The organism is Rahnella bonaserana (assembly GCF_019049675.1).
Taxonomy (GTDB): Bacteria; Pseudomonadota; Gammaproteobacteria; order Enterobacterales; family Enterobacteriaceae; genus Rahnella; species Rahnella bonaserana.
Map to the genome: position 1 here is coordinate 17742 of NZ_JAFMOW010000057.1, position 23876 is coordinate 41617.

Below are 23876 nucleotides of genomic sequence, written 5' to 3' on the forward strand. Positions count from 1 at the left end.
GGATTAAATGGTTATAGATACAGGCATGCGTGGCAATCCGATAAGTACAGACAATGAAGTTGGTAAGTCACATTCTAAAAAGGACATCTCGGCACAGATACATGATATTCAAGAGAAAATTTCAACTGTTCTCGAGCGTATTGCAGAAGGAGGTCTTTCAAAAGAAGAGCAAGCACTGCTGAAAGAGCAATTAGAGGCTCTTTATCAACAACTTGCGCAGTTACTGCAAAAACAAATGGAAGAAGGTGGTGATAAAAAGACATCCGTCTCGGGGGAAACGGATAAAAAAATATCCGTAACCCCAAAACTGACAAAGATTGATGTCTTCGCCTGACATGTTCTGAAGGTTTATTACCTCAGCCGTCTCCCTGTTATGGGCGGGGAGACGGCCACGTTGTGCCATTCCCCACACTCCCCTCCCGCCGTGCCTGCGCGTACACAACACGCGATGATTGATTGGCTTATTAATCACAGGAAAAACACCATGGCTGATTATCATCACGGTGTGCGCGTTGTTGAAATCAATGACGGCACCCGCGTTATTTCCACCGTTTCCACCGCCATCATCGGGATGGTCTGCACCGCAGAAGACGCAGACGCGGCGACGTTCCCGCTGGATACGCCTGTACTCATTACCAACGTATTAACCGCCGCAGGCAAGGCCGGTAAAACCGGCACGCTCCGCGCCTCCCTGATGGCAATCGCCAACCAGGCAAAACCGGTTGTCGTCGTTGTTCGCGTCGCAGAGGGCGAAACCGACGCGGAAACCACCTCAAACATCATCGGCGGTTCGGACGAAACCGGCATGTATACCGGGATGAAAGCTCTGCTGTCTGCGCAAACTGAACTCGGCGTAAAGCCGCGCATTCTCGGCGTGCCGGGGCTTGATAATCAGGAGGTCGCCACGGCGCTCGCTGCCGTCTGTCAGCAGCTGCGCGCCTTTGGCTACGTCAGCGCGTATGGCTGCAAAACCGTGTCCGATGCCATCAAGTACCGCGACAATTTCAGCCAGCGTGAGCTGATGGTTGTCTGGCCTGATTTCGTGTACTGGAACACCACCACCAATGCCAGCGATATCGCGCCCGCGACGGCTTACGCGCTCGGCCTGCGTGCCAAAATCGACGCCGAAACCGGCTGGCATAAAACGCTTTCAAACGTCGGCATCAACGGCGTCACCGGCCTGTCTGCCAGCGTGTACTGGGATTTGCAGACCACCGGCACCGATGCCGACCTGCTGAATCAGGCGTGCGTGACCACGCTTATCCGCAAAGACGGCTTTAAGTTTTGGGGGCAGCGCACCTGCTCTGACGATCCGCTGTTCCTGTTTGAGAACTACACCCGCACCGCGCAGGTACTGGCGGACACCATAGCAGAAGCGCACTTGTGGGCGATGGACAGGCCAATGACCCCGACGCTTATCAAAGACATGATTGCGGGCATTAACGCCAAGCTGCGCGAAATGAAATCTGCCGGTCTGATCATTGATGGTTCCTGCTGGTATGACCCCGAAGCCAACACCGTCGAAACCCTGAAAGCGGGCAAGCTGTTCATTGATTACGACTATACGCCGGTGCCGCCGCTGGAAGATTTAACCCTGCGTCAGCGCATCACCGATCAGTACCTGGCGACGTTCGCCACGTCCGTTAACAGCTAAGAGGCGCTAAAACATGGCACTGCCTAAGAAACTGAAATACCTGAACCTGTTTAACGACGGGAACAGCTACCTCGGCATGGTCAGCGCGCTGACGCTGCCAAAACTGACCCGCAAGCTGGAGAACTATCGCGGCGGCGGCATGACCGGTTCGGCTGCCATTGATTTCGGGCTGGACGACGACGCGCTGAGCTTTGAGTGGACGGTGGGCGGGCTGGATGAGCTGGTGTTGCAGCAGTGGGGCGCGGTCGATGCCGTGCCGCTGCGCTTTGCCGGTTCCTTCCAGCGTGACGACACCGGCGAAACCTCCGCCGTGGAAGTCACCATGCGCGGACGCCATAAAGAAATGGATTTTGGCGAGTACAAACAGGGTGAAGACACCGAAACCAAAATCACCACCCAATGCACCTATTTCAAACTCACGATTGACGGCAAAGACGTGATTGAAGTCGATACCGTGAACATGGTGGAAATCGTCGGCGGCGTTGACCGCGTGGCGGAGCACCGCAAAAACATCGGCCTGTAATCCGTAACCCGCGCCGGACTCCGGCGCAAAACCTCACCTTTTGAATAAGAGACACCGCTATGTCAGAACAGACTGAAAACCTCGTTATCCTGGAAGAACCGATCAAGCGTGGCGATACCCTGATCACGCAGATTGAAATCATCAAACCGAACGCGGGACACCTGCGCGGGATTGGCCTGGCGGCGCTGGCGAATGCCGACGTTGACGCGCTGACCGTGATCCTGCCGCGCATTACCGTCCCGAACCTGACCACCCAGGACTGCAAAAGCCTGCACCTGCCCGACCTGATTGCCATGGCGGGCAAGGTGATCGGTTTTTTATCGCCGAAATCGGAACAGTAAAACTTCCGGCGGCACTGACCGTTGATGACCTGATGGCGGACGTGGCGGTGATTTTTCACTGGCCGCCGTCAGAACTGAACCCGATGACGCTGACCGAGCTGCTGGTGTGGCGTCATAAGGCCATGCAGCGCAGCGGAGCCACCGACAGTGAGTAACGTAAAGTTAGAGGTGTTGTTAAAGGCGGTTGACCAGGCGACCCGCCCGTTTAAAGCGGTGCAGAACGCCAGTAAGGCGCTGTCCGGAGATATTCGCAATTCACAGAACACGCTCAAAGACCTGAACGCTCAGGCCGGAAAGATTGACGGTTTCAGGAAATCCAGCGCGCAGCTTGCCGTCACTGGTCAGAAACTCAAAGACGCCAAAGCGGAAGCGGCGGCGCTGGCTATCCAGTTCAAAAACACCGCCAACCCGACCCGCGCCCAGGCGCAGGCCATGGAGTCCGCGAAGCGCACCGCCGCGCAGTTGCAGACCCAGTTCAACGGGCTGCGGCAGTCGGTGCAGCGTCAGCGCACGGAACTCAGCCAGGCGGGCATCAGCACGCGCACGCTGTCTGACTCTGAGCGCCGCCTGAAAACCTCCATCAGTGAAACCACCGCACAGCTCAACCGGCAGCGTGAATCCCTGGCACGCGTCAGCGCGCAGCAGGCCAAACTCAACGCGGTGAAAGGCCGGTATCAGGCGGGTAAACAATTCGCCGGTAGCGTGACGGGTGCGGGGGCTGCGGGCGTCGGGATTGCGACGGCGGGCACGGTAGCCGGTGCCGGGATGCTCAAGCCCGGATATGACTTTGCCCTGAAAAACTCAGAGTTACAGGCGACGTTAGGATTAGAAAAAGACTCTGCCGATATGACCGCGCTGCGCACCCAGGCGCGGCAGCTCGGCGATAACACCGCCGCGTCTGCCGATGATGCCGCCGCCGCGCAAATCATTGTCGCCAAATCCGGCGCGGACAAGGACGGCATTCTGGCGGCGACGCCGACCATCCTGAATTTGTCCCTGGCAAACAAGCGCACCATGGAGGAGAACGCCACCCTGCTGATGGGCGTGAAATCCGCGTTTGGCATGACCAATGACACCGTGGCGCACATCGGCGACGTGCTTTCAACGGCAATGAATAAATCTGCCGCCACCTTTGACGGGCTGTCAGACACCATGACCTATGCCGCGCCGGTGGCAAAACAGGCCGGTATCAGCGTCGAAGAAACTGCCGCGATGGCTGCCGCCCTGGCGGATGCCAAAATCACCGGTTCAATGGCGGGTACGGGCAGTCGCGCTGTCATTACCCGCTTACAGGCACCCACGGGCACCGCAGCGGCGGCGCTGGGTGAGCTGAAGGTGAAAACGGCGGACAAGAAAGGCAACATGCGCCCGCTGTTTACCATCCTGAAAGAAATGCAAAAGAGCTTTGAGAAAAACAAGCTCGGCACATCGCAGCGTGCGCAGTACATGAAAGCCATCTTTGGGGAGGAAGCCAGCTCGGCGGCGGCTGTACTAATGACAGGTGCCTCCTCCGGCAAGCTTGATGAACTCACCAGGGCGCTGAAAACCTCGGACGGGAAAACAGAGGAACTGGTCAAGACTATGCAGGACAACCTCGGCGGCGACTTTAAGGAATTTCAGTCAGCTTATGAGGCCGTCGGCACCGACCTGTTCGATCAGCAGGATTCATCCCTGCGCAAACTGGTGCAAACCGCCACCGGCTACGTGCTGAAACTCGATAAGTGGGTTGTGAACAATAAAGCCCTGGCGACGACGCTCGGCAAAATTGCGGGCGGTGCGCTGCTGATTATCGGCGCGCTCGGCGTGTTTGGCCTGGTGGCGGGGCCGGTTATTGGCGGTATCAATCTGATTATTGCCGCTGCCAGTATGCTCTGGACAATGCTCGGCACCATGGGCGCTGCCCTTGCCACCGTCATCGGCGGCCTGACGTGGCCGATTGTTGCCGTCGGCGTTGCGATTGTCGCCGGTGCGTTGCTTATCAGGAAATACTGGGAGCCGATCAGCGCCTTCTTTGCGGGAGTGATTGAAGGGCTCGGCATTGCGTTCGCGCCGGTGAAGGAACTGTTTGCGCCGCTCAAGCCGGTGTTTGACTGGCTGGGCGACAAACTAAAAATGGTCTGGCAGTGGTTCAAAGACCTGATTGAACCGGTGAAATCCACGCAGGACACGCTGAACAACTGCAAGGACACAGGCGTGATGTTCGGGCAGGCCATCGCCAACGCGCTGACCGCGCCGTTACAGGCGTTTAATAAACTGCGTTCGGGCGTGGACTGGCTGCTGGAAAAGCTCGGCATCATCAAGGATGAATCCGCAGATATTGATAAAACGGCGGACAAGGCTGACCGGCGTTCGAAACAATCCGGCGACGGGGATCCGCAAGCGCATCCGCTGGATAACCCCGCGCCTGTCACCCCGCCACCGTCGGGCGGCCTGCCGGGCGGCGGTTACACGCCGGTATCTGTCGGCGGCGGGCGCAGCTATATCGACCGCAGCACGCACCATTACACCATTGCCGCCGGTGCCGGTTTAGGCGTCCAGGATACCAGTCGTCAGATCCGCGCCGAGCTGGAAGCCCGTGACCGCGCCCGCGCCGCACAGCAACGTTCCCGCATGGATAATGATTAAGGAGATATCCGCATGATGTTAACGCTCGGGCTGTTTGTGTTTCAGTTGCAGACCGTCCCTTACCAAAGTTTGCAGCGGGACGTCGATTACCGCTGGCCTGCAAATAACCGCGTCGGCCTGCGTCCGCTGCCGCAGTTCCTTGGCGTGAATGAGGAGAAAATTACCCTGTCCGGCGTGCTGATGCCGGAAATCACCGGCGGAAAATTGTCGCTGATGGCACTCAACCTGATGGCCGACAAGGGCAAGGCGTGGCCTCTGCTGGAAGGCAGCGGCACCATATACGGGATGTTCGTGGTGAACAGCGTCAGCGAAACCCACACGGAACATTTTTCCAACGGTGCCGCCCGCCGGATTGAGTTCACGCTGACGCTGACCCGCGTAGATGAATCTCTGGCCTCGATGTTCGGCGATATGAAAGCGCAGGCCGACGGGTTGCTCAATCAGGCCGGTGGTTTAACCGGTCAGCTGGGAGGGCTGCTGTGATTACAGATATGACCATCGGAGCCGGTGCGCAGTTTGCGCCGGACTTCACGGTGACCGTCGGCGGCAAAGACATCACCCAGGACGTCAGCAACCGGCTGATCTCGCTGACGCTCACAGATAATCGTGGCTTTGAGGCTGACCAGCTCGACATTGAGCTGAGCGACACGGACGGCCTGCTGGACATGCCGCCACGCGGCGCGGTGATTAATATCGCGCTCGGCTGGAAAGGTCAGGCACTGACGAACAAAGGCGACTTTACCGTGGATGAGGTAGAGCATCGCGGCACGCCGGACACGCTGACCATCCGCGCCCGCAGTGCGGACTATCGCGGCAGCCTGAATTCCCGCCGCGACAGCTCCTATCACGACACGACGCTGGAAGCGGTGGTGTCCGCCGTGGCGGCGCGCAACAACCTCAAACCCGCGATTGCTGAACCTTTCAGGGGCGTGCCGGTGTCGCACATCGACCAGACCCAGGAAACGGACGCGAAATTTATCACGCGCCTGGCGGAGCTGAACGGCGCGGTTGTCGCCATCAAGGCGGGCAGCCTGCTGTTTATCAAGCCTGGTGCGGCAAAGACTGCCAGCGGGAAACCCATCCCGCAGATGACGATTATCCGCAGCGACGGCGACGGGCACACGTTTAATATCGCTGACCGTGGAGCCTATACCGGCGTATCGGCAAGCTGGCTGCATACCAAAGACCCGAAGCCGAAAAAGGTGAAGGTACAGCGCAAACCGAAAGTGCAGTACCTGCGCGCCCTGCAACATCCGAAGGCAAAGAAGACCAGCGCGAAGGTGCAGAAAACGCCGGAGGCTAAGGAAGGGGATTATCTGGCGGGCAGTGATGAAAACGTGTTTGCGCTCACCACCATCTACGCCACGCAAAAGGCCGCCATGCGGGCAGCCCAGGCGAAGTGGGACAAACTCCAGCGCGGTGTTGCGGAGTTCTCGATCTCTCTGGCTCGCGGACGGGCTGATTTATTCCCTGAGACGCCGGTGAGGGTGTCCGGATTTAAATCCGTGATCGACGCGCAGCCCTGGATAATCAGCAAGGTGACGCACAGCCTGGGCGGCAGTGGCTTTGTGACGGTGCTGAATCTGGAGGTATTGTTGTCGGATGTGAGTTATGAGGCGAGCGGGGGCGATAGCTTGTGAATGATGAATGCACAGTTTCTTTATGAGTTTCTAAAAATTATTCAGAAACAATAAAATAACCTAATTACTTCAGGGAAGAGTACGTATATAAGAAGGCAAACCCATACAGCCTTCATAAACCAACGGGCACGACGCCAGATATAGCGTTCCCTTTCGTCAGCGTCACGGATCGCGCTTTGTATATCGTCCTGATTTGTCATCTCGTCTGCCTTGTGGAATTTGTCACCTGTAATGTAAAACACTGTAATCCCGGATGTATGTTTTGAGCAATAACATACAATGATTGTATCTGATTAAAAATGATTATATGGTGATTATTATGATGCACTGCCCGAAATGCCAACACGCAGCACACGCCCGATCCAGTCGTTATCTGAGCATCAATACCAAAGAACGTTATCACCAGTGTCAGAATATCAATTGCAGTTGCACGTTCAAAACTCATGAAACGATCGCCGATATAATTGTTGAGCCAAGCACAGTACATGCTGTTCAGTTGCACCCGGATAAGCACAGCCAACAGTCGCTGCAAATGCACTGAAAAGATCAAGCAATTCACATGTTAATAATTAAATATCTATGTATGATTATTTTATTCACCTCTAATTATAAAGGGCGCAATATGCGTCCTTTATAATCAGACTAAGGATGGTTTTAGAATATTATACCATTCTCAGGGATATGGAGATTGCGATAAACGGCAAATACCAAAACCAAAGAAGCAATATTATAAATAATAGCCCGCAAGAAGTTGGCTTTCCAGCATCGCTATTTTTCGATTTATGCTTTTTGATAAATATAAGCAGCAGCAATAGATCGATAGCAACCAATATTGCCAACGGCGCAAAAGGGGCAAGGCTAGCGAAGCTATTGCTAAAGTAAATTAGGAATCTTGTTGAAAGGAATATCTTGTAAGCCAAAATCACGATAAGTAAAAAAGGTGTCCATTTGGCATAGATAAAACCTTTGAAAATTTTATCTAAACCGCTTGGGGTACCAGAACTGACTCCGCTGCCATAACTAGCAGAGGGCCTGAAATATTGTTGATTACTTGCAGGAGTCGAAGAATAGGTTTCACTTTTTTCATATGCTCCCTGGTTGTCATGGCGATGATAATCTCGCTCTTTTTCCTCGCAAGCTGGGCAGTAATTGTTTTGAATGGTTTGGAAACACTTTGGGCAAGTATCCATGATTTTTCCTTGTTAGAAAAAAATTTTCCGCTAATGACGGAGTTGTTCTCTACCTTAAGATCAGGAAGATATTATTTATTATTGTTATTCGTAAGTTACGGATTTTGTCATTAGTGTTGAAGTAAGGCAACTAAAAATCTGTTGACTAATCGAAAAAACAGCAATTTTAGTTAAGTTGAATTATCGTTTCGAATGATCATACCTGTTGATGAAACATCCGTAGGCGCCCTTTCTCATCGTAAATTAGTTCATCCGTTCATTCGTTGGATATCAATAGATAGGTGTATAGCTATGGTATAGCTACTTGTATATAACTGACGAATACAAACATTTACACTGTCTGTATATACAGTAAAATTCACATTCTCAAAAAGGAGAATGTGATGAGTGTAAGAAAGCTGTCTACTGGCAAATGGTTATGTGAGTGCTACCCGAACGGGCGCGAAGGTAAGCGGTGCCGCAGGCAGTTTGATTCCAAGGGTGAAGCCTTAGCCTTTGAGACTTACACCATGGATCAGGCAAAGAACAAACCCTGGCTGGGTGAGAAGGAAGACCGGCGGAAGCTGAGCGAACTGGTCGAACTCTGGTACAGCCTGCACGGCTGCTCTCTGAATGATAAAAAGGGACGTCTGGGCAAACTAAGGATTATCAGCGCGGGAATGGGTGACCCGATAGCCAGCATGATCACACCGAAGGACTGGGCACACTATCGTGATCAGCGACTGAGAGGTGAAATTGATAACGGCTACAGTACCAGCCTGGCAACCCGTAAAGTTTCTACCGGTACGGTGAACTGTGAACATGCTTTTCTGCGGGCGGTGTTCAATGAGCTGAAACGCCTGGGGGAATGGTCGTTACCTAACCCGCTGGAAAACATCCGCGAGTTCGACCAGCCGGAACGTGAAATGGCATGGCTGACTCAGGAACAAATTCTGCAGCTCATGGCAGCATGTGAGCAGCATGGAAATGACGAATTAACGCTTATCGTTAAAGTCTGCCTTTCAACCGGCGCACGTTGGAACGAGGCGGCAAAAATCAAAAGCTCGCAGATTTCTCCCTATAAACTCACCTTCATCAATACCAAAGGTAAAAAGAACCGTACCGTTCCCCTCGCCCGCCCTCTCTATGACGAATTGATCGCCCGTAAGGGCACTCCCTTCTCACCCTGCTATAAGCAGTTTTATCGGGTGATCAGGCTGGCCGGCATCGAACTGCCGGAAGGTCAGATGACGCACGTCCTGCGCCATACCTTCGCCAGTCACTTTATGATGGCCGGTGGCAACATCATCGTGCTGCAGCGCATCCTCGGGCACTCAGATATCCGGGTCACTATGCGATACGCGCACTTTGCTCCGGATCACCTGGAAGACGCTATCCACCTGAATCCGCTGGCTCAAATCAGTGGCGATAAAATGGCGATGGAGAATCCAAATGAGTAACATTGAGGGTAAGTGAAAACAGCCTAAGTTATTGTTTTTACTATAAGTTATTGTTTTGAAAAACAGGCAAAAAAAAGACCGAATACGATTCCTATATTCGGTCTAGGGAAATGGCTCTTGGGAGAGAGCCGTGCGCTAAAAGTTGGCATTAATGCAGGCGGTTAAGCCGTACAACTTAAAGAGTAGACGACAGATGACTAATTTCCACCCAGTTTGAAACATAGTGATAATAACAATGAGGCATTATTTTCATTGTGTGACAACATACGCAAAACATGGGATTAACATCAGTCGTTTACCGGCAGCACGGCGCTTCAGCAGAGTGATTCAGCTTTAGCGATAAAAGGAGCCAGGCTCATTTTTTGTCCGGGATTCTGCGGGTCATCCAGCCAGATTTTCTCCAGTGGCACCGCCTGAACCTGATGGTTTTTGACCTGCTCTTTTGCCACGTCATTCAGAGGATATTGCGCCAGCGTACTGTCATTAATCACATACAGCGCTTTTCCCGGACGGCATTGCAGCATGACTTCTTCACGGGTGAAAGCCCAGGCTTTACCGTATTGCAGGCGGCTGATGGTCTCCAGTTGCGGTGCGGCAAAACTGCTGGCAGATAAGGTCAGCAGCACGCAGGCTAGCAGTGTTTTCCTCATGATTTTTCCTCGATGATATTAAATTCTTTGTAATCTTTAGATAACCGGCTTCAACGCGGGGCAAGTGTGGCGAACCCGCTCACCAGCAATAAAACGCTGAGTGCCAGCCCCCATTCAAGCCATGTCATGGTGATAAAACGATTCTGCGCCCGCAGCGGATCTTTGCCCATCAGCGGTACCAGCCGGTAACGGTTGTAGACTGCCACGGACGCCATCATTCCGACCAGTATCACTTTGACCACCAGCAGGCACTGATAAAGAGAAGTCATATCGGTGGGCCAGCGCTGCAAAATAATGGCGGTATTGATGATTCCGGTAACGATCACCAGCGCGACCGCAGCATGTCCCCAGACAGAAAATCGGATTAACGTGACAATCGCGTAAGGTCTTGCCGCAGGCTCGCGGGTGTACAACATGCAGGTCAGTAAAGGCAGTAAAGACCCAAACCAGTAAGCTGCGCTGAGCAAATGCACCACATGATTAGTCCGCTGTGCCAACCCCAGTAAGCCCTGATGCATCGCGGCATGACCAATCAGAGCCTGAGTTATCAGTAAACCCAGCGAGCACAGAAACAGCAGGACATTACGCCCGGGCATCCAGTCCATTAACATGACCAGCAACAGCACGGCGGTCAGTAATAAGTGCCAACTCCATACTTCCCCAAACGCGGTGGTTAATACCAGTATCCAGACGTTAATGTTGAGGATGTCTTCCCAACCGTTGCCCATCAGAGCGGCCTGAATAGCCAGCATCCCGACGGAAGTGACCGCTGCAAGCAGCCCGGACCAAACCATCAGCATCTGATTTTTACGCTGCAAAATGGCCGAAAATCCGTCAGGCGCCAGCAATGAGCAAAATACGCTCAGTCCGAAGATTTGCATCAATGACGCAAAATGTACGAACCGGCACAGGACGAACAGTGCTGTGAGACTCATGGCTTATTTAACGGTGAAGCTGTACTGACCGTTCGTTTTATGACCATCAACGGAAACCACATTCCACGTCACGACATATTTCCCGGCGGCAAGTGCGTCGGTCAGCGGCAGCACGGCCTGCGTATTGTCGTTCGCGGCCAGCGTCATTTTACCGGTTTTCACCGTTTTCTTGCTGGCATCTGTCAGGGTGATTTTACTGAAATTTGGCTCGATACCTTCACTGAAACCCAGTGATAATTCGGTCGGACTGGCGTTAAGAACCGCATCCGCCGCAGGCGTTTCCGTTTTGAGGTGAGCATGGGCAGAAGCCTGCTGTGAGATAAATCCGCTCAGCAATACGGCTGAGACTGCCAGGGCACGGCAAAGAGAAGTGGTTTTATTGAACACGATAATTTCCTTGGCTTGCTTGATGATGAATTTATAACGCCGACACTTTAGCGCAATCCGTCACAAAACGATTGCCAAAAAGCCATAAAAAAACGCAGAGGCCAGGGCACTCTGCGTTTTTTGGCAACCAGGGGCGAGAATTTAGCCTGCTGGTGCCTGAGCAACCATGTTCTTCAGATCTTTATCAACAAAGAACAAGCCGTTGCCGGTATTGCTGACCAGCGCCAGTTTATCCAGCACGGATTTGAACAACGTTTCTTCTTCATGCTGCTCAGCAACGTACCACTGCAGGAAGTTGAAAGAAGAATAGTCTTTCAGCGTCATGGATAGATCAGCCAGCTCGTTGATTTTCTGAGTGATCAGCTGTTCGTGTTCGTAAGTCTGTTTGAACAAATCGGTCAGAGATTCGAAAGAAACCGGCGGAGCAGCAATCGCGCCCAGCAGTGGCAGAGCACCGGTATCGCTGACATATTTGAACAGACGATGCATGTGATCCATTTCTTCCATTGAATGCTGTTTCAGGAATGCGGCAGCACCTTCGTAGCCTTTATCGCTGCACCATGCACTCATCTGCAAATATAAATTGGCAGAATAAAACTCGAGGTTCAGCTGTTCATTAAGCTGATCAATCATTTCTTTTTTAAGCATGGTACGGCTCCGGAATTAAATTATGACAGGTGGGCTGAATTATTTATCCGCATTATGCCCGCATCAACACAAAATAAAAACACCCGATTCACATTAATATTCACTGCAATAACAAATATATTTAACCCAATGATTTATAATCATTTTATATCTAACCAAATATGCAACAATGATAATCATTAGCATGTAGGTGACTATTAAAAAGAATCATTCTTATTCACGATATTAATTAGCAGATTCTTGTTGAAGTTAATTATCACTTCGAATTTGTGAATGGTTCTTATTCACTCTTAATAATAATCATCCAATTCTATTCTTTGGGAGAGCGTAAAAGTAAAATCACAACATTCACGCTGGCGTCTGCCTCGGGTACAATGAGGTAAAACGGACCACCAGGAAGCAATAATGAGTATCAATCTGGCTGAAATCAGCAAAGACGAAATGGATCGCATCAACGTCGATCTTGCCGCCTCAGCGGTGGCTTTTAAAGAACGCTACAACATGCCGGTTGTCGCTGAGATGGCCGAGCGCGAGCAGCCTGCGCATTTACGCACCTATTTTCGTGAACGGGTTATGTTTTATCGCGGGGAATCACATAAGTTCTCCCGCTTACCTTACGAACCTAAGCAAAAGTAAGCGGGAAAGCAGGAAAACGTTAGCGCCGGGCGGCGAAACGCTGGTTGGTGCGGATTAACTGATCGAGAATGCCCGGCTCATCAAAAGAATGCCCTGCACCTTCGATAATATGCAGTTCAGCTTCCGGCCAGGCCTGCGCCAGATCCCAGGCGTTTTGCACCTGACAGGCCATGTCGTAGCGCCCGTGAACGATAACTGCCGGTATATGCCGGATGCGTTCCACATTTTTCAGTAACTGATCATCAGTTTCTAAAAAGCCCATATGCGTGAAATAGTGATTTTCAATGCGGGCAAAAGCCAGCGCGAAATTATCTTCACCAAATGAGGCCGATCCTTCTGCAGGCATCAACGTCACCGTCTCCCCTTCCCACAAACTCCAGATCTTAGCCGCTTCAAGCTGAACAGCACGATCATCGGATGTCAGACGCGCACGGTAGGAAGCAATCACGTCTTTGCGTTCTTCCTCTGACAGGATCGACAAAATTCGCTGCCATTTTTCAGGGAAGAAACGTGAGGCGCCGTCCTGGTAATACCAGGTCAGTTCCTGCTCGCGCAGAGTGAAAATGCCCCGCAGTACCATTTCGCTGACGTGCTCAGGGTGAGTCTGGGCGTATGCCAGCGCCAGCGTCGAGCCCCATGAACCCCCAAACACCAGCCATTTATCGACACCAGCCATTTTACGCAAACGCTCTATGTCATCGACCAGATGCCAGGTTGTATTGTTATCGAGACTGGCGTGAGGTTTAGATCGTCCGCATCCACGCTGGTCAAACAGCATGACGTCATAATCATTAGGATCAAATAACTGACGGTGAACCGATGAACAGCCGCCGCCAGGGCCGCCATGAAGAAATACCGCCGGTTTGCCAGCCGGGTTTCCGCTGCGCTCCCAGTAAATCTGGTGACCATCGCCCGTATCAAGCATGCCACTGGCATAGGCTTCAAGCGGTGGATACAACCCTTTTAATTTTGGCATGACATTTCCTGTTCTATTCGGCCAGTGTATTGATAAATGTGCTTACATCTTAATAACAGCGCATTGGCCCACTTACAACAAGTGGTTATCGCCAAAAACCGTTGTTTTGCATGCCGTTCGCATACTTATCGTGCAATTTGATTGCATCACATGCCAGCCGGTAAAAGTGCTCTCCTGTGTAAAGTATTGTGGGATACGCGAAGGTGCTTGCAACTGATCTGAATTAAGCAGTAAATAGGTGAGCAACCCAATCCACCAGCTTTAGAGAGGCGAATATGAGTAAAGGAATGGATAGCAAAAAGAATGCGAAGAAAAAGCCATTGAAAACACCGGCCGAAAAAAAGGCTGATAAAAAAGCTAAGAAAGCTTCTGCTTAACAATGGTCTTCGTAAATAAACCCGCCAAGAGCGGGTTTTTTATGTCCCGTGATAGTTCAAACCGCAGGGGCGTTGGCTGCGTTTACTTCACCCGAATCACTGACCCATGTCAGCTCATCGGGATTCACGCAGTTGCCGCCTGCCTGCAATACGAATTATTTTGGGTAAGCGTTTACGGTTTTTCCGCGTTTGCCAGCGCCAGCACAAAAGCATACTCCAGCGCGATATCTTCATAGGCTTTGAAGCGGCCGGATTTACCGCCATGTCCGGAATCCATATCGGTGTGCATCAGCAACTGATTATCATCGGTTTTAAGCTCGCGTAATTTCGCTACCCATTTTGCCGGTTCCCAGTATTGCACCTGCGAATCATGTAAACCGGTGGTCACCAGCATATTCGGATAGGCCTGAGCACGAACCTGATCGTACGGGCTGTATTGCAGCATATAGTCGTAACAGGCTTTGTCGTTCGGGTTGCCCCATTCGTCGTATTCACCGGTCGTCAGCGGAATAGACTCATCGAGCATAGTCGTCACGACATCCACAAACGGAACCTGCGCCACGATGCCGTGATACAACTCCGGCGCCTGATTAATGATTGCGCCCATCAGTAAACCGCCTGCGCTGCCGCCCATGGCGTATACCTGCCCGGCATCGCCGTAGCCTTCGGCCACCAGCTCTTTTGTCACATCGATGAAATCGTGGAAAGTGTTGAGTTTATTGAACAGCTTGCCATCGTCGTACCATTGCTGGCCGAGTTCTGCCCCGCCGCGGATATGCGCCAGTGCAAAAACAAAACCACGATCCAGCAAACTCAGGCGACTGCCGCTGAATGCCGGATCCATGCTGCTGCCATAAGAACCGTAGCCGTAAACCAGTAACGGATTTTCATTCGGCTTAAACAGTTCACGACGATAAACCAGCGATACCGGCACTTTCAGGCCATCGCGCGCCGTGACCCAGACGCGTTCGCTGCGATAATTGTCTGCATCGAAATCTTTTACTTCCTGCTGTTTAAGCAAGGTACGTTCATGCGTATCGAGGTCCAGTTCAAACAACGTACTGGGCATGGTCATTGAGGAATAGCCATAACGCAGCAATGACGTATCCGGTTCCGGGTTGTATGCCAGCCAGGTGGTATAGGTCGGATCATCGAACACCAGCGATTTTTCTTCACCGGTTTTCCAGTGGATCTGGCGCAGCTGCGTCAGCCCCTGATGGCGTTCTTCCACTACCAGCCAGTCACGGAACAGACTGAAGCCTTCAAGCATCACTTCAGTGCGCGGCGCAATCAGCGTCTGCCAGTTTGCTTCCACGCCATCTTCACTCTTATAAAGTCCGAAATTTTTGCCGTCTTTATTGGAGCGGATGTAGAAATGCCCGAGGTAATGATCGAGCGCATATTCATGATCTTTACGGCGCGAGAGGAAGACCTGCGGTTCGGCCTGCGGATCGTCGGCATCCAGCAGCAGGATCTCGGAAGTCGTGGTGCTGTCGAGGTGGATCAGAATGTATTTTTCGGACGTGGTTTTATCCAGTCCGACGTAAAAGGTGTCGTCTTTCTCTTCGTACACCAGCTTGTCGGTTTTCGGATCCGTGCCGACCACGTGGCGATAAACCTGATACGGCAGTAAGGTTTTCTTGTGTTTGCGCACGTAATACAGCGTCTGAGAATCGTTCGCCCATTCACTGCTGCCGGAGGTGTTTTTAAGCAGATCGTCAGTCCAGCTTTCGTCATCGAGTTTTTTGATGCGAATGTCGTACTGACGGCGCGAAAGAAAATCTTCCGCCACGGCCATCAGTTTGTTATCAGGGCTGATATCCAGGCCGCCCAGCGTATAAAACTCACTGTCTTTGGCGCGCTCATTGCCGTCAATCAGCGTGGTCCAGTTTTCCTGTTCTGTGGCTGGCTGACGCAGATAAATCGCGTATTCGTTGCCCGGTTCATAACGGGTCTGATAACGGTAGCCGTGTTTCACGTAGGGAACGGAATGATCCTGCTGCGCAATGCGCGCCACCATTTCACCGTACAGCGTTTCACGCAATGTCTGATGCGGCTGCATAGCCTGTTCGGTAAATTCGTTTTCAGCGGTCAGATAGGCCAGAACCTGAGGGTCGGCGCGGTCATCGTCACGCAGCCAGTAATAATTATCGACACGGTCATCACCGTGAATGCTCAGGGTTTGCGGGCGTTTTTCAGCCTTTGGAGGTGTCATCATCTCGGGATCTCTTTGTCCTCTTTGCGGTGTGACAAGAGTGACAGGTTTAGACAGGGAAACCAAGAGACGTCAATGCGGGTAAATAATGCGTCCGCTAAGAAATTAACGGACGCAGTCGGTGCTTATAACGGCGCGCTGTAGCTGATTTCGCCAATCTGACAGTTGAGGGTCACCTGATAAGTTTTATCAGTATGATCACCACGCACTTTCAGCGGGATATCCCATTTCGCGTTACTGCCGCTGATGCTGTCAGTCACCACCCACGCGACCGGCGTGGAGGTGCCGAGCACTTTTTTATCCGCATCCCAGCGCGGAATACGGTTTTGCAGGAAATCACGTTTTACCAGCGCCGCTACGTCATCTTTGGTGGCCGTGGCGCAGGGTGTGACCGTCGCCGTTCTCACTTCAGCTTCGTCAGCCTGTGCGACCTGGCTCAGGCTGCTCATTCCTGCAACGGCCATCGCAACGCCCAAGATTATCTTTTTCATCGTTCGTCTTCCCAGTCTTTGTCGTTCATTCAGTTGACCTTGCAAAATAATAGCCCTACACAAGACAAGGTCATCGCTTGCGTCAGACACTATAATCTTCAACAAGGCAATAACACAACATTAACAACAAGACATTCGATGCAAAGACAAACTTTTAACGCAGAACTCTTAACATAAACGTTAACGTAAAATGATGGCCTTACAGTTTTTGCCTTTGATTTTCCCTTCCTGCAAACGCTGTAATGCTTTCTTCGCGCTTTTCTGGCGGATCGCCACATAAGCGTGAACCGGGAACATATCGATTTTACCGACTTCGGCGGCGGTCAGTCCCGCATCGCCAGTCAGCGCACCGAGAATATCGCCGGGACGGATTTTGGCTTTGCGGCCGCCATCAATACACAATGTCGCCATTTCAGGATCGAGCGCCACCGGCGTTGCGGCCAGTGCCTGAGCAGCAGGCTGCCAGGTGAAACGCTGTCGGGTATAATCTTCCAGTGCGGTCACACGCGGCATTTCCTGCGGCGTCACCAGGCTGACGGCCAGACCGCTCGTCCCTGCACGGCCGGTACGACCCACACGGTGAACGTGAACTTCAGGATCGAAAGACAGCTCGTAGTTGATCACCAGTCCGAGCTGTTTAATGTCCAGCCCGCGCGCAGCAACGTCTGTCGCCACCAGAACACGACAACTGCCGTTGGAGAAACGCACCAGAACGCGATCGCGGTCACGCTGTTCAAGATCGCCATTCAACGCCAGCGCACTGATGCCTTTCGCTTTCAGGTCTTCACACACATCCTGACAGTCACGCTTGGTGTTACAGAACACCACGCAGGACGTTGGCTGATGCTGATAAAGCACCGCAGCCAGCAGAGATAAACGCTGCTGCTTACCGGCTTCGATGAAGATCTGCTGAATATCGGCAATATCATCTTCGCCTTCAATTTCTACTTTGAGCGGCTGACGCTGGAATTTAGAACTGATGCGCTCAATGCCATCCGGATAAGTCGCGGAGAACAGCAAGGTCTGGCGATCCTGCGGCGTATAGCTGACCACATCTTCAATATCTTCGCTGAAACCCATGTCCAGCATGCGGTCGGCTTCATCCAGCACCAGCACTTTCAGCTCGTCGAGCTTGAGCGTGCCTTTACGCAGGTGTTCCTGAATACGGCCCGGCGTACCCACCACGATGTGTGGCGGATGCACCAGCGATTCGAGCTGTGGCCCGATTGCCTGGCCGCCACAGAGGGTCAGAATTTTGATGTTCTGGGTAAAACGCGCCAGACGGCGTAACTCTTTACTGACCTGATCGGCCAGTTCCCGGGTCGGACACAGTACCAGCGCCTGAGCAACAAATTGTGAAACGGTAATGCTGTTCAGCAAACCGATACCAAAGGCGGCCGTTTTACCGCTGCCGGTTTTGGCTTTGGCGCGAACGTCCTGACCTTGCAGAATGGCAGGCAAAGAGGCTTCCTGAATCGGGGTCATTTCGGTGTAACCCAGTTCATTCAGGTTGGAAAGTTGCTCAGCGGGCAATGTCAGGGCAGAAAAGGAATGCGTGCTCAAGGCGATAACTCTTTATGTGAGGCAAAAATCGGGGCAGCGGCAGGAAGCCTGACGCCATGGTTTGGGTAAATGATAACAGAGTCGCTCCCCGGCTGCCTTAAACAGCAGAAAACAGGCTTAAAAAATCCTGTAAAACCCCTTTTAGTTGCGCAGAGAATTTTTGCATGCCGCGCCGCGCAATCGTTTTCGTCGCCAGTAATTTCAGATATACTGCGCGCCGAAATTCCTGTTTTCACTCATCACAGATCTGGGTACGAAGCTATGTTAACCATTGGTACTGCACTGCGCACCGGCGCCACCCGCGTCATGTTATTAGGCTCTGGCGAGCTGGGTAAAGAAGTGGCCATCGAATGTCAGCGTCTTGGCCTGGAAGTGATCGCAGTCGATCGCTACGCCGATGCACCGGCGATGCACGTCGCTCACCGCAGTCATGTGATTAACATGCTCGACGGCGACGCGCTGAAAGCGGTTATCGAAAGCGAACGCCCTGATTTTATCGTGCCTGAAATCGAAGCTATCGCCACCAGCATGCTGGCAGAACTGGAAAAACAGGGCCACAACGTAGTGCCATGTGCCGAAGCCACCCGCCTGACCATGAACCGCGAAGGTATCCGCCGTCTTGCTGCTGAAACCCTGAAATTACCCACATCGACTTATCAGTTCGCTGATGATGAAGCGGCTTTCCGTCAGGCTGTCGAGGCCATCGGTTATCCTTGCATTATCAAGCCGGTAATGAGCTCCTCCGGTAAAGGCCAGAGCCTGGTCCGCAGCGCCGATCAGTTACAGACCGCATGGGATTACGCGCAGCAAGGCGGCCGTGCAGGCGGCGGACGCGTGATTGTTGAAGGACTGGTGAAGTTTGATTTCGAAATCACCTTGCTGACCATCAGCGCCGTTGACGGCATTCATTTCTGCGCGCCAATCGGACACCGTCAGGAAGACGGCGATTATCGTGAGTCCTGGCAGCCACAGCAGATGACTGAGCTGGCATTGCAGCGTGCAAAAGACATCGCGGAGAAAGTGGTGAAAGCGCTGGGCGGCAAAGGCCTGTTTGGTGTTGAGCTGTTCGTATGCGGCGACGAAGTGATTTTCAGCGAAGTCTCCCCTCGCCCGCACGACACCGGTATGGTGACGCTGATTTCTCAGGATCTGTCTGAGTTTGCGCTGCACGTGCGCGCGTTCCTCGGCCTTCCGGTGGGTAAAATCCGCCAGTTTGGCCCTTCTGCATCTGCCGTCATTCTGCCGGAACTGACCAGCAACAACGTTACGTTCAGCGGTCTGGAAAATGCGCTGACTGGCTACAATCAGGTTCGTCTGTTCGGCAAGCCGGAAATCAGTGGCAAACGCCGTCTGGGTGTGGCGCTGGCGATTGCAGATAATGTTGAAGACGCCGTTGAACAGGCGAAAAAAGCGGCCGCTGCGGTGGTTGTAAAAGGCTAAGCGATTCAGAAAGCTGAGACGAAAAAAAACCGGACGCCTGAAAAGGGTCCGGTTTTTCTTTGTCGTGACAAAAGCAGCGACGCAAACTGTCAGCCAGTTTTATTCGTCTTCGTCATCAAAAATGACGGTCACGCGGTCGCCTTTATGCGTTTCGCGGATTTCTTCTGCAACGGTCGCAATGGCTTCGCCGCTGCTCATACCGTTTTCCATTAACTGGCGGATACGATCGGCGGCCTGTTCTTGTTCATGATGTGATAATGAAGGCATACCTGTCAGCATGGGAGTGTCCTGTTGTACTGGTGATAATGAAAGCCCGCACAAGGCGGGGTTGCACAGTATACGCCTTATTAAAGCAAATCGCCTGCGCTGCTTTCAGACCCTCTGTTCTGTGTTAGGATCAACCTAAAATACGTCATCGCGCCAGAGAAGCTCATACCTGCCATGCAAGCTACCCAGTCCGTTGTTTTTCACTCCTTACCTTACCAGCCAGATGCACTGACAGCGCGCTTCACGCCGCTTTCTTCCCTGCCCTGGGCGATGCTTTTACACTCAGGTTCAGCACAGCATCAGCATAACCGTTTCGATATTCTGGTGGCTGACCCCCTGATAACACTGACCACCCGTGGCGGGCTGACGCAGATTGAAAAAAATGGTGTGGAACAATGCCGGCAGGACGACCCCTTCGCCCTGCTTGAAGAGCAACTGACTGCCTGCGGATTACACGCAGAAAGCTCGCCTGACTTTCCGTTTCTCGGCGGCGCACTCGGGCTGTTCGGCTATGATTTAGGGCGCCGCGTTGAGAATCTGCCGCAAATCGCGGTACGCGATATTGAGCTGCCAGACATGGCTGTCGGGATTTATGACTGGGCACTGATCGCCGATCATCATTTGCAGCGTTTAACGCTGATTTGTCATGGCGATATATCTGCACGTTTACGCTGGCTTGAAGAACATCAGCAAACTTGCGCTGCGCCAGCGCCCTTCCGTCTGAATGCGCCCTGGCAGGCCAATATGAGCCGCGAAGAATACGGACAAAAGTTCAGGCAAATTCAGGAATATATCCGCAGCGGCGATTGTTATCAGATCAATCTGGCGCAACGTTTTTCCACGCAGTACGACGGCGATGAATGGCAGGCTTTTCTGCGTCTGAATCAGGCCAACCGTGCGCCCTTCTCAGCATTTCTGCGTCTGCCGGAAAACTCCGTTCTCAGCCTCTCGCCGGAGCGTTTTATCTGGCTCAAAGAAAACCAGATTCAGACACGACCGATTAAAGGCACCCTGCCACGTTGCGAAGATGCGACAGAAGATGCGCGACAGGCAGAACGTCTGGCTGGATCCGAGAAAGATCGTGCCGAGAACCTGATGATTGTCGATTTACTGCGTAATGATATCGGGCGCGTCGCCGTCCCCGGCAGTGTGCGCGTGCCGGAACTGTTCGTTGTTGAGCCCTTCCCGGCGGTGCATCATCTGGTCAGCACCATCACCGCACAGTTACCGCAAGATTGTCATCCCGCGGCCTTGTTACGTGCCTGTTTCCCCGGCGGTTCGATTACCGGCGCACCGAAAGTGCGTGCGATGGAAATCATTGAAGAACTCGAGCCACATCGTCGCAACGGTTATTGCGGCAGCATCGCGTATATCAGCTGCTGCGGCACCATGGACAGCAATATCACTATTCGCACGTTGCTCACGTCGCAGGGAAAAATTCATTGCTGGGCCGGCGGAGGGATTGTAGCGGACAGTCAGGAACAGGCAGAATATCAGGAAACCTTCGATAAGATTGCCCGTATTCTGCCTCAGTTAGGAGAACCATAATCGTGACTTTGCTGGAACAACATGCGCCAATTCAGACACTTTCCCCCGCCGTGGAAGATTTCATATTGCGCTTTCAGTTGCAGCAACCTCGCCATCCCGCACTGGCGCTGCGTGGAACCCGTCACGCTGCGGTGCTCATCCCCATCATTTGCCGCCCCGAACCAACGCTGTTACTAACACGACGCTCTGACCAGCTGCGCAAACACGCGGGACAGGTCGCTTTTCCCGGCGGCGCGGCGGATGCTTCAGATGCGTCGATCATCGCCACCGCCTTACGTGAAGCGCAGGAAGAAGTCGCCATCCCGCCGGAACAGGTTCATGTATTAGGCACACTTTCGCCACAGGACAGCAGCAGCGGTTTCCGGGTCACCCCGGTAGTCGGGCTGTTACCCGTCGATGTGCCGCTGCATCCGGCTGAAGATGAAGTCGCTGAGTTGTTTGAAATGCCGCTGCGGGAGGCTTTTGATCTGGCGCGTTATCATCCGCTGGATATTCACCGCAGAGGCACTCATCACCGCGTGTATTTATCCTGGTATCAGCAGCAATTTGTCTGGGGTCTCACCGCCGCTATCATCCGCCAGCTCGCCGGACAGGTCGAAGTCTGAGCGCTCTGATTACATAGCGATCACACTTTTGCATCAAATAAGTTTATTTCATGCGAAAAATGAAACTTTTGCCTCTCAGCCCTTTTAAACTATAAGTCTATCCATAAGAACAAGAGAGCCGTCCATAAGGACGAAATCTCGGTATCGTTCATTTATGGAAGTCAGGGATCCCGTTCCCTGCCGCAATCTATTACAGGAGTATTCGACGTGATTAGCGTTTTCGACATGTTCAAGGTCGGGATTGGCCCTTCCAGTTCCCATACTTTGGGCCCGATGAAAGCCGGTAAACAGTTCGCTGATGACCTGCTGGAAAAGGGCATGATGACTGCCGTTACGCGTGTCGCCGTGGACGTTTTTGGTTCTTTGTCTCTGACAGGCAAAGGCCACCACACAGATATCGCCATTATTTTGGGCCTGGCCGGTAATCAGCCAGATACCGTCGACATAGACGGTATTCCGCATTTTATCCGCGACGTTGAGCAACGTGAGCGTCTGCCGCTCGGCACAACCCAACATGAAGTGGATTTCCCGCGCGATACCGGCATGGTATTCCGCGGTGAAAATTTGCCGCGCCATGAGAACGCCATGCAAATTCATGCGTTTGCTGGCGATAAAATGATTTACAGCAAAACGTATTATTCCGTTGGCGGCGGTTTTATTGTCGATGACGAGCATTTCGGTCAGCCAGTGCTTGACGAAGTTACCGTGCCTTACAGCTTTAATTCGGCCAGTGAAATGCTGGCGAAATGTAAGGAAACCGGGTTGTCATTATCCGGGCTGGTGATGCAGAACGAGCTGGCGCAACACAGCAAGCAGGAAATCGACCAGTATTTCGAGAAGATCTGGCACACCATGCAGGCTTGTATCGATCGCGGTCTGAACACTGAAGGTGTGTTGCCGGGGCCGCTGCGGGTTCCGCGCCGTGCATCTGCCCTGCGCCGGATGCTGGTATCAAACGACAAGCTTTCCAGTGATCCGATGAATGTGATTGACTGGGTGAATATGTTTGCACTGGCGGTTAACGAAGAAAACGCCGCTGGCGGACGCGTGGTGACCGCGCCGACCAACGGTGCGTGCGGCATTGTGCCGGCAGTGCTGGCCTATTATGACCAGTTTGTTCAGTCGGTCAGTCCCGACATTTACCTGCGCTATTTCCTGACTTCAGGCGCTATCGGCATTCTGTATAAAATGAATGCGTCGATTTCAGGTGCTGAAGTCGGTTGCCAGGGTGAAGTCGGCGTTGCCTGTTCAATGGCGGCGGCAGGTCTGACGGAATTGCTGGGGGGCAGCCCTGAGCAGGTGTGTGTCGCTGCCGAAATTGGTATGGAACATAATCTGGGTCTGACCTGTGATCCGGTGGCCGGGCAGGTTCAGGTGCCGTGCATTGAACGTAATGCCATTGCTTCTGTGAAAGCGATTAACTCTGCCCGCATGGCGCTGCGCCGCACCAGTGAGCCCAGAGTGTCTCTGGATAAAGTGATCGAAACCATGTACGAAACCGGTAAAGATATGAATTCAAAATACCGTGAAACGTCGCGTGGTGGTTTGGCGATTAAGGTTCAGTGCGACTGACTCTGATGTCGTCGCGCTGGCGTTTTCTGCGGTACTTCAGCTGAACCCTTTTCAGCCGGTTTACCGCAGGAAACACCATCCGGACCATAGCAGGCAGCAATAAAACCTTCGTTAATGGCAACCTGTTGTATTATCAAAACATAATGGAAGTGCC

25 protein-coding genes are annotated in these 23876 nt (G+C 52.6%); 15 read left to right on the forward strand and 10 right to left on the reverse strand.

The features are described from left to right. Positions 1–7 precede the first annotated feature (7 nt). From J1778_RS06980 to J1778_RS07020, 9 genes are all read left to right on the forward strand, one after another. Positions 8–334 (forward strand): hypothetical protein, encoded by a 327-nt coding sequence (locus J1778_RS06980; protein ID WP_159281469.1) that lies wholly within the window; start codon positions 8–10, stop codon positions 332–334. A 150-nt stretch (positions 335–484) separates the two neighbouring features. Continuing rightward, the gene (locus J1778_RS06985; RefSeq protein WP_217172562.1) at positions 485–1654 is read left to right on the forward strand and encodes a phage tail sheath protein; all 1170 of its coding nucleotides are present in this window, start codon (positions 485–487) and stop codon (positions 1652–1654) included. Between the two features lie 13 nt (positions 1655–1667). Then, entirely contained in the window at positions 1668–2177 is a 510-nt protein-coding gene (locus J1778_RS06990; RefSeq protein WP_217172563.1) for a phage major tail tube protein, read from the forward strand. 59 nt (positions 2178–2236) lie between these two features. Next, positions 2237–2518: a phage tail assembly protein gene (locus tag J1778_RS06995; RefSeq protein ID WP_217172564.1), complete on the forward strand. Its 282-nt coding sequence runs from the start codon at positions 2237–2239 to the stop codon at positions 2516–2518. A 32-nt stretch (positions 2519–2550) separates the two neighbouring features. Beyond that, positions 2551–2673 carry a GpE family phage tail protein gene (locus J1778_RS07000; protein WP_112150974.1) on the forward strand — a complete coding sequence of 41 codons (123 nt, stop codon included), beginning with the start codon at positions 2551–2553 and terminating at the stop codon, positions 2671–2673. Beyond that, the gene (locus J1778_RS07005; protein WP_217172565.1) at positions 2666–5143 is read left to right on the forward strand and encodes a phage tail tape measure protein; all 2478 of its coding nucleotides are present in this window, start codon (positions 2666–2668) and stop codon (positions 5141–5143) included. Before J1778_RS07000 ends, J1778_RS07005 begins: the two co-directional genes overlap by 8 nt. Positions 5144–5155: 12 nt before the next feature. Continuing rightward, the gene (locus tag J1778_RS07010; RefSeq protein WP_217172566.1) at positions 5156–5626 is read left to right on the forward strand and encodes a phage tail protein; all 471 of its coding nucleotides are present in this window, start codon (positions 5156–5158) and stop codon (positions 5624–5626) included. An 8-nt stretch (positions 5627–5634) separates the two neighbouring features. Continuing rightward, on the forward strand, positions 5635–6783 hold the full coding sequence (locus J1778_RS07015; protein WP_238484611.1) for a phage late control D family protein: 1149 nt from the start codon (positions 5635–5637) through the stop codon (positions 6781–6783). Positions 6784–7102: 319 nt separating this feature from the next. Further along, complete coding sequence (locus J1778_RS07020; RefSeq protein WP_217172568.1) at positions 7103–7324, forward strand: DNA-binding transcriptional regulator; 222 nt, start codon at positions 7103–7105, stop codon at positions 7322–7324. A gap of 121 nt (positions 7325–7445) precedes the next feature. Here J1778_RS07020 and J1778_RS07025 read toward each other — a convergent pair whose 3' ends face one another. Next, positions 7446–7973 (reverse strand): hypothetical protein, encoded by a 528-nt coding sequence (locus J1778_RS07025; protein WP_217172569.1) that lies wholly within the window; start codon positions 7971–7973, stop codon positions 7446–7448. A gap of 383 nt (positions 7974–8356) precedes the next feature. On the opposite strand from J1778_RS07025, the gene J1778_RS07030 reads away from it, so the two are divergent. Continuing rightward, on the forward strand, positions 8357–9412 hold the full coding sequence (locus tag J1778_RS07030; protein WP_159281462.1) for a phage integrase: 1056 nt from the start codon (positions 8357–8359) through the stop codon (positions 9410–9412). A 314-nt stretch (positions 9413–9726) separates the two neighbouring features. Here the strand turns inward: J1778_RS07030 and J1778_RS07035 are convergent, their stop codons facing one another. The 4 genes from J1778_RS07035 to ftnA form a co-directional block, all read right to left on the reverse strand. Next, a complete protein-coding gene (locus tag J1778_RS07035; RefSeq protein ID WP_217172570.1) occupies positions 9727–10062 on the reverse strand; it encodes a YebY family protein in 336 nt (111 codons plus the stop codon). A 50-nt stretch (positions 10063–10112) separates the two neighbouring features. Further along, the gene (gene copD, locus J1778_RS07040) at positions 10113–10997 is read right to left on the reverse strand and encodes a copper homeostasis membrane protein CopD (protein ID WP_217172571.1); all 885 of its coding nucleotides are present in this window, start codon (positions 10995–10997) and stop codon (positions 10113–10115) included. Positions 10998–11000: 3 nt separating this feature from the next. Continuing rightward, a complete protein-coding gene (copC, locus tag J1778_RS07045; protein WP_420804068.1) occupies positions 11001–11387 on the reverse strand; it encodes a copper homeostasis periplasmic binding protein CopC in 387 nt (128 codons plus the stop codon). A gap of 138 nt (positions 11388–11525) precedes the next feature. After that, positions 11526–12032 carry a non-heme ferritin gene (gene ftnA, locus J1778_RS07050; protein ID WP_095921401.1) on the reverse strand — a complete coding sequence of 169 codons (507 nt, stop codon included), beginning with the start codon at positions 12030–12032 and terminating at the stop codon, positions 11526–11528. A 405-nt stretch (positions 12033–12437) separates the two neighbouring features. On the opposite strand from ftnA, the gene J1778_RS07055 reads away from it, so the two are divergent. Continuing rightward, complete coding sequence (locus J1778_RS07055; RefSeq protein WP_152325660.1) at positions 12438–12668, forward strand: DNA polymerase III subunit theta; 231 nt, start codon at positions 12438–12440, stop codon at positions 12666–12668. A gap of 19 nt (positions 12669–12687) precedes the next feature. Here J1778_RS07055 and pip read toward each other — a convergent pair whose 3' ends face one another. From pip to dbpA, 4 genes are all read right to left on the reverse strand, one after another. Beyond that, positions 12688–13644, reverse strand: coding sequence for a prolyl aminopeptidase (pip, locus tag J1778_RS07060; protein ID WP_217172573.1), 957 nt, complete (start codon positions 13642–13644; stop codon positions 12688–12690). Positions 13645–14193: 549 nt separating this feature from the next. After that, the gene (locus J1778_RS07065) at positions 14194–16239 is read right to left on the reverse strand and encodes a S9 family peptidase (protein ID WP_217172574.1); all 2046 of its coding nucleotides are present in this window, start codon (positions 16237–16239) and stop codon (positions 14194–14196) included. A gap of 122 nt (positions 16240–16361) precedes the next feature. After that, positions 16362–16727 (reverse strand): protein YebF, encoded by a 366-nt coding sequence (yebF, locus tag J1778_RS07070; protein WP_217172575.1) that lies wholly within the window; start codon positions 16725–16727, stop codon positions 16362–16364. A 180-nt stretch (positions 16728–16907) separates the two neighbouring features. Beyond that, the gene (dbpA, locus tag J1778_RS07075) at positions 16908–18290 is read right to left on the reverse strand and encodes an ATP-dependent RNA helicase DbpA (RefSeq protein WP_217172576.1); all 1383 of its coding nucleotides are present in this window, start codon (positions 18288–18290) and stop codon (positions 16908–16910) included. Between the two features lie 261 nt (positions 18291–18551). Here dbpA and purT point away from each other — a divergent pair, with 261 nt between their 5' ends. Beyond that, positions 18552–19730 carry a formate-dependent phosphoribosylglycinamide formyltransferase gene (gene purT / locus J1778_RS07080; protein WP_217172577.1) on the forward strand — a complete coding sequence of 393 codons (1179 nt, stop codon included), beginning with the start codon at positions 18552–18554 and terminating at the stop codon, positions 19728–19730. A 99-nt stretch (positions 19731–19829) separates the two neighbouring features. Here the strand turns inward: purT and J1778_RS07085 are convergent, their stop codons facing one another. Then, complete coding sequence (locus J1778_RS07085) at positions 19830–20009, reverse strand: YoaH family protein (RefSeq protein WP_112291045.1); 180 nt, start codon at positions 20007–20009, stop codon at positions 19830–19832. Between the two features lie 162 nt (positions 20010–20171). Between J1778_RS07085 and pabB the strand changes: the two genes are divergently transcribed. The 3 genes from pabB (at position 20172) to J1778_RS07100 (ending at position 23722) form a co-directional block, all read left to right on the forward strand. After that, complete coding sequence (gene pabB, locus J1778_RS07090; protein WP_217172578.1) at positions 20172–21545, forward strand: aminodeoxychorismate synthase component 1; 1374 nt, start codon at positions 20172–20174, stop codon at positions 21543–21545. 2 nt (positions 21546–21547) lie between these two features. Next, a complete protein-coding gene (locus J1778_RS07095) occupies positions 21548–22150 on the forward strand; it encodes a CoA pyrophosphatase (RefSeq protein WP_217172579.1) in 603 nt (200 codons plus the stop codon). 207 nt (positions 22151–22357) lie between these two features. Beyond that, complete coding sequence (locus J1778_RS07100; protein ID WP_217172580.1) at positions 22358–23722, forward strand: L-serine ammonia-lyase; 1365 nt, start codon at positions 22358–22360, stop codon at positions 23720–23722. The last annotated feature ends 154 nt before the right edge of the window (positions 23723–23876 follow it).